The organism is Mycoplasma anserisalpingitidis, assembly GCF_007859615.1.
In the GTDB taxonomy this organism is placed as follows: domain Bacteria; phylum Bacillota_I; class Bacilli_A; order Mycoplasmatales; family Metamycoplasmataceae; genus Mycoplasmopsis; species Mycoplasmopsis anserisalpingitidis.
The window spans coordinates 208,131-219,658 of record NZ_CP042295.1 but is presented as its reverse complement, the minus strand read 5'-3'; the positions used below and the strand labels follow the sequence as shown (position 1 = coordinate 219,658).

General features: G+C 26.8%; 10 protein-coding genes. All 10 read right to left on the bottom strand.

Annotated elements, in window-relative coordinates:
- Positions 1–2 precede the first annotated feature (2 nt).
- Positions 3–461 (bottom strand): 50S ribosomal protein L9, encoded by a 459-nt coding sequence (rplI, locus tag FRW55_RS00940; RefSeq protein ID WP_146367215.1) that lies wholly within the window; start codon positions 459–461, stop codon positions 3–5.
- Positions 442–2,430, bottom strand: a complete 1,989-nt coding sequence (locus FRW55_RS00935) for a GGDEF domain-containing protein (protein WP_146368351.1) — start codon at positions 2,428–2,430, stop codon at positions 442–444. The genes rplI and FRW55_RS00935 overlap by 20 nt, the downstream gene beginning before the upstream one ends.
- 103 nt (positions 2,431–2,533) lie before the next feature.
- The gene (locus FRW55_RS00930; RefSeq protein WP_146367213.1) at positions 2,534–2,992 is read right to left on the bottom strand and encodes a PTS sugar transporter subunit IIA; all 459 of its coding nucleotides are present in this window, start codon (positions 2,990–2,992) and stop codon (positions 2,534–2,536) included.
- Between the two features lie 11 nt (positions 2,993–3,003).
- Positions 3,004–3,852, bottom strand: a complete 849-nt coding sequence (locus tag FRW55_RS00925) for a DegV family protein (RefSeq protein WP_146368350.1) — start codon at positions 3,850–3,852, stop codon at positions 3,004–3,006.
- A gap of 664 nt (positions 3,853–4,516) precedes the next feature.
- Positions 4,517–4,777, bottom strand: a complete 261-nt coding sequence (locus tag FRW55_RS00915) for a hypothetical protein (RefSeq protein WP_146368349.1) — start codon at positions 4,775–4,777, stop codon at positions 4,517–4,519.
- 98 nt (positions 4,778–4,875) lie between these two features.
- Entirely contained in the window at positions 4,876–5,331 is a 456-nt protein-coding gene (locus FRW55_RS00910; RefSeq protein WP_146368348.1) for a hypothetical protein, read from the bottom strand.
- A gap of 1 nt (position 5,332) precedes the next feature.
- Positions 5,333–7,852: an ATP-binding cassette domain-containing protein gene (locus FRW55_RS00905; RefSeq protein WP_146368347.1), complete on the bottom strand. Its 2,520-nt coding sequence runs from the start codon at positions 7,850–7,852 to the stop codon at positions 5,333–5,335.
- A complete protein-coding gene (locus tag FRW55_RS00900) occupies positions 7,845–8,903 on the bottom strand; it encodes an ABC transporter ATP-binding protein (RefSeq protein ID WP_146368346.1) in 1,059 nt (352 codons plus the stop codon). Before FRW55_RS00900 ends, FRW55_RS00905 begins: the two co-directional genes overlap by 8 nt.
- Positions 8,904–8,912: 9 nt before the next feature.
- Positions 8,913–10,325: an ABC transporter permease gene (locus FRW55_RS00895; protein ID WP_146368345.1), complete on the bottom strand. Its 1,413-nt coding sequence runs from the start codon at positions 10,323–10,325 to the stop codon at positions 8,913–8,915.
- On the bottom strand, positions 10,325–11,506 hold the full coding sequence (locus tag FRW55_RS00890; RefSeq protein ID WP_146368344.1) for an ABC transporter permease: 1,182 nt from the start codon (positions 11,504–11,506) through the stop codon (positions 10,325–10,327). Before FRW55_RS00890 ends, FRW55_RS00895 begins: the two co-directional genes overlap by 1 nt.
- Between the last annotated feature and the right edge of the window lie 22 nt (positions 11,507–11,528).

The window sequence follows — 11,528 nt, the reverse complement described above, 5'->3', positions numbered from 1 at the left end:
TCTTATTTTACTTCCTTGATTTTAATTTCAATATAAACTTTTGCAACAATGTCATTGTATACTTTTACTTTTATTTCATGAGTTCCATTTGAAACTAAGTGAATTTTTTCAAGAGAGTGTTTATCTAGTTTAAAACCGAGATTTCTTAAATCTTTTTCAATTTGTTTTGTTGAAATTGAACCATGAACGTTTAAATTGAAATTAGCATCAATATTAGCTTCAAGTTCGTAAACTAATCTAACATTTTCTAATTCTTCTTTAATTTTAAGTGCCTCTTGTCTTTTTTCATGTTCTTTAGCACTAAGTTGGTCTAATTTTCTTTCTAATGTTCTCTTTGTACTTTCATTATAAGGTAACGCATACCCTTGACGAACTAAAAAGTTTTTTGCATATCCGTCAGCTACATCAATAACTGTATTAGCTTTACCATCTTTACAATCTTTAATTAATATCACTTTCATTTGTTTTACCTCCTACGATAGCTTGAATAATATTATCTATAAACACATCAAGTGGTTCATCAGTTACTGCAGCAGCAGTTCCGAAGTGACCTCCACCACCTACATCTTCACAAATAATTTGAACGTTTGTATTTATTCCGCGAGCACTCAATTTATATAAATTCGTGTTTTCTTGTTTAGCAACAACAAAACTTGCTACACGTCCACTAATTTTTAATATTTCATTACTTGCAATACTGATAATGTCGTTACTTACTTCAATATCTTTGTAAGCTAAATAATATCCAGGTTTAACTTCTTGAATATTTTCAAGTAGCTCACTAACAATTTTGTAAGTTTTTTCATCAATTTTTAATATTTCATTACTAATTGTTCCTTTAGCTCCTAAACTTTCTAAGTATGAAGCAGCGCTAAAAGCTCTTGGAGTTATAGATTTAGTAAATTGAGCTGTATCTAAATAAATTCCATTTAGCAATAATTGAGCTGTAAGAGCATCAATAGCATTATTTTCTTGAGTAAACATTATAATTTCACTTACAATTTCTGATGCACTCGAAGCATTAGGATCAATATAACGATTTTCTCTTAAACAGAAGTCAACACTTGGTCCAACTCTGTGGTGGTCAAAAATAAATATATTATCTATTTTTGCATTTACTATAGCATTTGGATTATCAGTTCTATTTAACACAGAGTTATCAACTAAAATAACTATTGTTGAAGAATTTGTTAAAGAATTTGCTTCTGAAGGTTTGATGAATACCCCTTCATCTTTTAGATTATGTTTTTTAATAACTTTTAATGCTGTTGAGTCGAATGTGGTGTTGCAAATATAAGCATCTTTACCAAAATTCTTAGCCAACTTATAAACACCATATGCACTACCTATAGCATCTAAATCAGCAAATTTATGTCCATAAATAATAACGTTTTTAATATTTTTTGATTTTAGTTTTTGTTCAAGTTTATTCGAAATTAGTTTGATATTTGTTCTACTGTTGTCAGGTAAAATTTCACTGCTTGAACCATAATAAACCGGAGTTGAAATATTCGAAAAAATTGTTACTTGGTCACCACCACGATTTTTTGATTGTAATAAAGCTTTTTTAGCCTGCTCAATTTTCATATCAAGACTAGGTCAACCTTTAGCAAATCCAACTGAAACACTAATACGTTCAGAAACACCAATTTCTGAAAAATTTTTAAATGTTAAAAAATTTGTGAATGATTCTTTTTCTAATAAATCAAGAGTTTTTTCATTACAAATAATAACAAACTTACCATTAGTATATTGTCTATAAATAAAGTTATATTCAGGATTTTTTACATATTTCTCAAAATTATCCACTATTGACTTATTGATATTAAATAATTGTTCTTCACTTAAAATAGATTGATACAATTGATAGTTATCAATTTCAATTTCACCTAAAACAACTTTTTGATCTCTAAATTCACGAACTATACTTACTTCATTAGTTATATCCTTGATAGAAATAATGTTTTTAAGTGATCAAACCTTAACTTCATACTCAAAATTATTGTGCGAAATATTGAAGGTATTAAATCTAGGAAACTCCTTGGATTTATTATAATACTTGATAAAAAAATCTTTTAATGATAAACCAATAACATTTCTATCAAATCTATTTTTTATAAAAGTACTTGCTCAAGTTATTCTTTCATCGTTGTTATCATAAACAATGATTCCGAAATTATTATTTGTGATAATTTCATCAATGTAAGAACTAAATGATTTTTTAACTAATTCCCTACTTTTAATAAAGTTAGAAATAGCAAAATATGAACTTAATATAAATATGATTAAAGCAAATAATAATGCAATAATTGCTATCCATTCCATTAAAATATTATGATTATTTATACCCAAAACTAGTGATACAATAACTAAAACTAGCGATGCAGTCGCTATAATTATTCACAAATAAAACTGTTGTTTTTTGTTCATATTTCTCCATTATCTTAAATATATTTATTATTATACCAAATACTATGTTTTTAAATAGGTTAGAAAAATCTAAACAATAAAAAAAGTAAGCTGAGCTTACAATTTATAGCGGAAAATATTTTAACAATACTTCATATGCTTGTTCTTGAGTTTTAGCACTCATAATTTCAGCATGAAATTTATCATCTAAAGAATAATCAGCAATTACTTGAATTGAATCAAGCTGAATTTCACGATCTTCTTTACTTAATACGATTGTAAAAATTAAATCTACTTTAACATCGTCTTCAGCATCTCAGTCAATTCCATTTTTTAGTATTGCTAAGGAAATAGTTGGTTTAATTACCGTTGATGAGATTCCATGTGGAATAGCAATTCCATCATTTAATGCTGTTGACATTAAATTTTCTCTATAATTTAGTGCATTAAGAAATCTTTCTTTATCCTCGATAAATTTTGAATCATATAATTTTTCAGTAATGATTTCTAATGCATTATTATGGTCTTTAACATCGATATCAATAAAAATTGATTTAGGATTTAAAAGTTCTTTAATAGTCATAAGACTTCTTTCTACTTATTATTGAGTTTAGGCATAACTGAAATACTAAATGCTGAAGGTCCACAATGAATCGCAACAGCTCCGGAAGTTGATTGAATTGAGTCTAAAACAATACCTAATTCACTTGCAATTTCTTTAACAACTTCAACAACTTTATGATCAAGTCCTCTAATTAGTCTGAAAGAAAATTCATTAACTTTTTCAGCCCCACCAATTAACTTGAGAAGTTTTTCAAATGTTTTGCTAATTAACGAGCTTGTGCTTCTCTTTAATGTTGAAACAGTAACCGATTCTCTATATTTAAGCAAAGGAATCATTTGAATTTTAGTCATAATGAATTTCTTAGCACCAGTTAATCTTCCACCTTTGATGATGTAATCCAAATTAACAGGTAAAATATAAGTTTGTGATTTTTCGTTAATTTCATCAATTTCTTCAATAACTTTATTTATATCTTGATTTTGTTCATAACTTTTTTGAGCATTTAGCGCTACATCAACAAATTGATCTCCACTAAAAAAGTTACTTACAACATGCACATTTTTATATTCTTGAGCAATTGTTTTACAGTATCTTGCAGAGCTACTGAGACTTTCATGAAGAATTAAAATTATCACTTCATCAAAACTTTTTGACATTCTTTCAATTTCAGCTTCAAGTAAGTCTAGTCTAGGAAGTGAGGTTAAAATATTGCTTGCTTTGTCAATTTTGTTTAATAAAATTTCAGCTTCTTGAAGTCCATCTTGAAAAATTTCACCATCAATTTCTGACTGTAGTGAAAGGAATCCAAAACCTAATGAATTGGCTTGTTCTTTAGTCAAAGAACTAAAAGAATCAATTATAAAACCTAATTTTTTCATATATTTATTATATTTATTTATATTTAAAAGCAAAACATTTTTTAATCCTATATTTTAGGCTCAAAAGTAAAAGACTTTTAATACATAGTTATTTTTTTAGATATTCAAATTTCTAAAATATAATGTTTGATTTTTAGCTTATCTTCCTATGTAATAATATTTATCATTATTTCTTAATTCATTTATTATTTTAGTTTGAATATTTGGATAAAAATCAATAAGTTCCTTTAAATATCAATTTTTTTGATTTTCATTATTTATTGCTAAAAATATCAAGTGGATGAATATTTGTTAGAAAATACCATTTTGTAGGATATCCATCATTATTTATTTCATAATCTATAAAAATCCCATAAAAACTATTCTGATTCAATTCGTTATTGGTAATCTTGAATGAATTAAGATTTTTATGATATTTTTATTATTTATATAATTAAAATCTTTATTAGTTATAAATCCATCAATAATAATAAATACTGGTTTAAAATATGAAAAATCAGTAATTATATTTGATGGATAAACTCAAGCAATAACTCTACCTAATTTTTCGAATTTTTGAATTTTTTAACTCTAAATTCTGTTTCAGGATACTTAAAAGATATAAATTCATTAATATTTTCCACATCAACATCATTTACATTAGTTCCTTTGACTTTGTTATAATCTATTTCAAAACCAATTCAGATAGATATTTTCCATATTGATTATCTAATGTGTAACTTATATCTTTTTCAATAAATGATTTTGCTATATTAGAAGTTGTTTCATAATTTTCCCTGTATTTTCTTGCAGATGGTAATATTAAAGATCTTTTATCTGGAAGACCATCACTAGCAATTTGTGCAACCATAAGTATCAATTCAAATAATAAAAAGCCTCCACCTAATGCTGCATATTTCGTATTATTTTTATTAAATTTCTTCATAGCAAAGCATTCTCCTTTTAATAACTGGTATATTACTTGAAATATATTGTATTTTATCAAAAAACAAAAGATCACCACTTTTAGTAGTGATCGATTGATTATAATGAGAAAGGTAATGTTATGAAAAATACTATTAAATTAAGGACTATAGAAAATATAAAACCAAAAGAAGTTCTTTGAGATTTTTTAATTTCTCTTTCTTTTTCCATTGTTTTTTTATTATCTAACATTCTTTGATATGCAATTTTTTCGTTGTTGTTCATTTTTTCCATTTGTCTCTTTTGTTTGTATTCAATGCGATCTTGACGACCTGATTGATATCTTTTAAAAGATGAACCAATAAAACCTTTTGCAGCAACAATACATAATAAAGCAATTAATGCTGTAATAAGAAAAATTATATTTAACATTTGGATTACTTTTTGTTTACCAACAACTAATGCATAAATAATTAATGCTAATGAAATTACTTCAATAATTGCAAAATGAATGTAAGTTCATTTATTTGTTAATGATCTTAAGAGATAATCTTTTATTCAATAAACTATTTTCATTTTACTTTAATGTACTTGCTTTATAGTGTTCTTCCTTAATTCATTTTTCAAATTGCTCATCTGTAGAGTAAATATAATGTTCATCTTCCACTTTGTGAAGAGTAGGGATGTTAGGGAATTGTTGTTCTTTTAAGTATTGAAGTTCAAACGAAATATTTTGGAACTTTTCATTTGCGTTTGAAATTTTTGGAATTGCTTTGAATAAATTGTTTGTATATGGGTGAACTGGATTTTCATAAATTTTTTCAGTTTTTCCCGATTCAACAATTTTACCTAAGTGCATAATTTGAACATTGTCAGCAACATATTCAATCATACTTAAGTCATGCGCAATAAAGATCATTGCAATGTTTTTGTTTTTACATAAATCTTTAAGTAAGTTAACAACTTGAGCTTGAATTGAGATGTCTAATGAAGCGATTGGTTCATCAGCAACAATAACTTTTGGCTCTGTAATTAAGGCACGAGCGATAACAATACGTTGACGTTGTCCACCACTAAATTCATGTGGATAACGGTAAGCGAATTGTTTGAGAAGTCCAACACTTTCAAGTGATTTATAAATTTTTTCTTTTATAAATAATTTCTTAATATCTCTTTTGAATAAGTAGTCCTTGGTTTTTGAAACAACACTTTTAAGTATATTGGATTTAATTTTAGCTACTTTATTATCTAATTCGTGAATTCCAAGAAGCTTGTAAATATTAAATAAATCTCTATCTAAATATTTCATTTCAATATCATAAGCTTTAAGACCTTCAATACGTTTAGAAACAGTTGCTTTATAAACATTTAATTCAACAATAAGTTTTTTAGATTCTTTTTTGCCAAGATTTTTTCTTTGCTGTTTAATATCTTGATTGAATTTATCCACAAAGGTTTTGAATGCTTTATTAAATAATTTTAATTGATTTTTATATTCAACTTTTAGAGATAAATATTTTTCTTTTCCAACAGCAATTTGTTGATTTAACTTCTCTAATCTAACATTAAAATCGTTGATGTATTTTCTTAATTCTTCTTCATGGACCTCAACAGCTTTATCTAGAGTTTTTTTGTGACTTTCTAAATCACTTGAATTATATTTTGGTTGTGCTGATTTTTTAACTGTAACTAATTTATTTTCTAAACTTAATATTTCAGAAGTTAAGTTTTGAATTTTATTAGCAAAATCTGTTGCTCTTTGAGTTGAAAGATTAATTCATTTATCTAAGTTAAGATGACTTGAAGAAATGATAAATTTAGATAAACTAACTTTGTACTCTTTACTAAATGCTTTAACAGATTTAGTTAATTCATTTAATTCTGGTTCTAAAGAAACTTCATCATAAATATTTTTGATTTTTTCGTTGATTTCTTTAAACATTTCTCTAGTTTCAGATATAGATAAGTAATATAAAGTATTTTTAACTTCTTTAGCTTTTGTAATAGTACCTTTATTTCTTGCTCTAAAAATAGGACATAAAGGTGTCTTGCTAAATAAATTAATTTTCGAACCAATTTTAGCTTTTAAAATTCTTCTTACAACTTTATTAATTTCACTTAATTTTACTGAGTGAATGTAAAATTCCTTATCAAAAGTATAATCAGAGTTATTTCTTTGGAATTTAACTTCATTATTTAATTCATCTAAAAAATTATTGAATGAATTTTGAGCAATAGACATAATTTCATATTGCTCGTTTTTAGCTTCTTTTAAGCTAAGTTTTAATTCAGCAATTGTGTTTTTAATTTTTAATTCTTCTTCAGAAATTTTTGATAATTCTAAAACATTGTTATATGCATTTTTTGCATTTTGTAAGTCTACTTCATCAAAATCAAGTTCATTATTTCTAAAATTTTCTTTCTTTTGATTGTAGATTAATAGTAACTCATCATTAACTTTATGTAGGTTAGTAATAATAATTGAATTGATTTTATTTCTTTCTTCAATAAAACTGAAAAGATTATTGAAATTATCTTCAGTCGAAAGAGTATCATCATATTTATAATTGTTTAATTTTTCATTTCATACATTGTGAAATGGTACTAAATTAGCATTTGCTAATTCATATGATTTTAATTCAAGATCTTTAGCTCTTTCAATAAATGAATAGTGGAAATTATCCTTAATGCTATTTCAATCTTTTGAAAGGTCTTTAATTTCATCGTTGATAATTCCATTAACAATAAGTGGTTCCTTAAGAATTGAGAAAATAGTTTTTTGACCGTTTAATGATGCGTGAGGATCTTGGAAGATCATTTGAATATTTTTACGCATCATTTTATTTCTTTTGCGACTTATTTTTTTACCAGAGATGATTTTATCATCTAGAGAAACATAACCATTAAAATCATCATAAAGTCTAAGTAATGAACGACCAACAGTTGTTTTACCCGAACCTGACTCACCAATTAAACCAACAACTTCACCTTCATGAACCTTGAATGAAACACCATCAACCGCACGGTTAATGTGGTTTTTGTTAATGAAATATTTTTTTAGATTTTCAATTTCTAAAACTACTTTTTTATTATTCATCTTTAAAAACCTCTCTGAATTTTCTTAAACGAATTTGCAATTCGTTACTTAGTTCTACTTTTGGTGCATCAGGGTGTAATAATCAAGTTGCAGCAGCGTGAGTTTCGCTTATTTTAATAAGTGGCGGTTCTTTAATAAAATCAATTTCTAAAGCATAGTCATTTCTAGGGGCAAAAGGATCACCAAGAGGTAAATTATTCATATCCGGAGGTGTTCCTTTAATTGAATAAAGTCTATCTTCCTTATTTTCAGGAATAGCAGAAATTAGAGCTCACGTATATGGATGCGCTGGTTCAGTAAAGATATCTTTTTTAGTACCTCTTTCAACGATTTTACCAGCATACATAACATAAATATAGTCACAGAATTTAGCAACTACCGAGATGTTGTGACTAATTAAAATAATTGAAATATTCATTTTTTGTCGAATATCTTCAAAAAGTGCAAGAACACTAGCTTGAACAGTAGGATCTAATGCTGTTGTAGGTTCATCAGCGATAATTAACATCGGTTTTAAGGCTACAACCATTGTAATAACAACCCTTTGTTTCATACCACCACTAAGAGTGTGAGGATACATGTAGAACACTTGCTCAGCTTGCATAATTCCGAATTGTTTAAGTAAACCAATTAAATATTCAATTTTTTCAGCTTTACTTTTATGTTTTCAATCTTCATTATAATTCAACGCATCAAGAAGTTGTTTACCGATTTTACGAGTTGGATTTAATGAAGTAAGTGGATCTTGTGGAATATATCCGATTTTACTTCCACGAATTTTTCTTCAGTCTCTCTCTTTTTTAATTTTACTTAAATCTACATCATCTATTTGCAATACATCAGCACTAGTAAAGGTATTTTCATTTACATTAATAAGTGACTTAGATGTAACACTCTTTCCTGAACCAGATTCACCAACGAGCCCAACAATTTGCCCTTTTTTAATGTTTAAGTCTACACCACGAACAATAGTAATAAATTTATCTCTTTTAAGTTTAAAACTTACTTTTAAGTTTTTAACTTTTAATAAAGTTTCTTGTTTTTTGTCCATGTTATACTCCTAACTTTTACCTTTAATAACTTTTGGATCAAGTGCATCATGCACTCCAAGAGCGATGAAGTAAAGTGAAACTGATATACCTAATAAAATGAGTGATGGAAGAAGTAAAATTCATACGTTTTCTCCTGCTTTTGAAACAGCATTAGAAAGTATTGAACCTAAGTTTGCTTCATTTCCTTGGAAGAATCCTAAGAAAGCAAGAGATGAAACTGAAAGAATAATTGAAGGGATAGCTGAAACAAATGATGTAGCTATTTTACCGATAATGGCAGGTAAAGCATGTGAATAAATTAATCTTGGTTTTTTAGCTCCGATCGATTTACTTGCAGTAATGTATTTTTCATCTTTAACGGTGATTATGTACATTCTAGCACCACCAACAGATCCTGTTCAACCAGTAAAGATCAATGAGAAACCTAAAACTAAGTCACTTGTTCCAAACACTGATACGAATGTTAAAAGTCAAATTAATGAAGGAGGCGCTGAGAAAATTTCGATTAGACGCATAATGATTGTGTCAATTAAACTTCCTGCATGGAAACCTAAGTATGAACCAACAGCAACACCAATAAATGTTTGAATTGTAGCTACGATAATTGCTAATCTAATAGCTTTTCAAGTTCCAATTCAGCTACTTGTTCAAATATCAATTCCAACATTATCAGTTCCTAAAATAGTATCAATTTTGAAATTATTATTTGCTTGAAGAGTTTTTGTCATTCAATCAATAATTTGATCATTATTCATAGTTTTGAGTAATTTACTTTGATTTTTAACAGCAATTAACAACGAGTCAAAAGCAGCATATGAATTTGGATTAATCAATTGCTTTGTATTATTACCTTCTTTAACATATTTAATTATTCCACTTCCATTTGGTCCCATAAAGTTAACTAAATTAGAACTAAGTTGTTTACTTGGGTCACTATAAGCTAAATTTTGAAGCAAAATTGCATGAAGTTGTTTGAAACCTGGTTCATTCTTTTCAAGTGTTTCAACTAACTTATTGAATTCAGCGGCTGAAAGGTGCGATCTTTCAATACTAATGTATTGAGAATCTCATGAATATATTGAAGGTGATAAGTTTTTAACAGCAGAAGTTCCGCTAAGTGTGTTAATTATTTTTCCATTTTCATCAACGATGTTTATAAATATATTTTTTTCAATTGTACTATTTTCAGGGAATAATGAAGTTGCATTAACAATAATACTTATTAAAAGAATTGTGATGAATAAAATTAATAAAACTACTGCTAATCAATTAGTACAAAAACGTTTAAAAATTTCATTAATTAATTTTTTTGGTTTACCAGCAATATTATTTCCAAAGTTAGAAGAATCATTATGTCTTACTAATGCTTGTGTTAATGATGGATTTAATTTATATTTATTATTAAATTCATTAGAGTTCATTATAATTCCTCCTTACTTTTGTACATTTTATTTCTATTGTGTTTAATTTTAAGTTTTGTAATAAAGTCAAATCCTGCTGAAGAACCATATTTAATTCTTGGATCCAAGAATGTATATGAAACATCAACAATAATTGATGTAAATAATCCTAATGCAGTAAATACTACTGTACTGAACATAATTAAGTTGATTTCACCTTTAGGGAACGCTTGAATAAGTGCTTGAGAAACACCAGGTACAGATCAATATTTTTCCACAATGAAACTTCCACTAAGTAATCCAATGTATGATGGAATAAATACGGCTGCGAGAGGTATTGAAATATTTCTTAATACATATTTAAAGAATATTTCAACATTTCCAATACCTTTTGTTTTCGCGATCAACACATAATTAGATGTTAAAACAGTAATAATTTGGTTACGTGTAAATGATATATATCCAGAAAGAGAACCAAGTACAATAACCAAAATTGGTGGAATTCATGAAAGAATAAAATCTTTTATAGTATAAATTTGAACATGGTTTGAGTTTTCTGGGTTTAAGAATTGTGGTGCTATTCCAAAATATTTTAGCATTAAACTAATTACAATTGGGGCAATTATAAACGAAGGTAATGCAACGAAAATTAAAGTAAATGCATTAATAAATGAGTCAAATAAAGTTCCTCTTTTATATCCAGCAAAAATTCCTAAAACTACACCAATTAAAGCACTAATTATGAATGAAGGTAAACTGATTATTAAACTAAATTTAATATATTTGAAGTAATATTCAGGTATTGTATTTGCATTTGAAGATTTGAAAATTCCTTCATCATATGGTAAACCAAAAGGTCTTTCTCTGTCAAATAAATCACTTAATCAGTAACCAAATCTTAATAGTGGATTCATTTTACTATCTACTCAATGTTCTTTAACTCATGGGTCATTTCAATCTGAAATATCATAAGGAATTAAATGATATTTAACAGATTTTTCAAAAAGTGGTTTGGCAATATCATAAATATTTCCTTTATCATGACTACCACCATTTTCACCACCACCAGAAGTTATAGTGTTTTGGAACTCTTTAACATATGGGTTATCACTGAAGATGTCAACAGTTAAATAAACAACAAAAATGATAATCAACAATGTTAAAATTGCAAAACCTAAACGCTGTAGGATGTATTTTGTCATTTTTTCCTTTCTTATTTTAAAT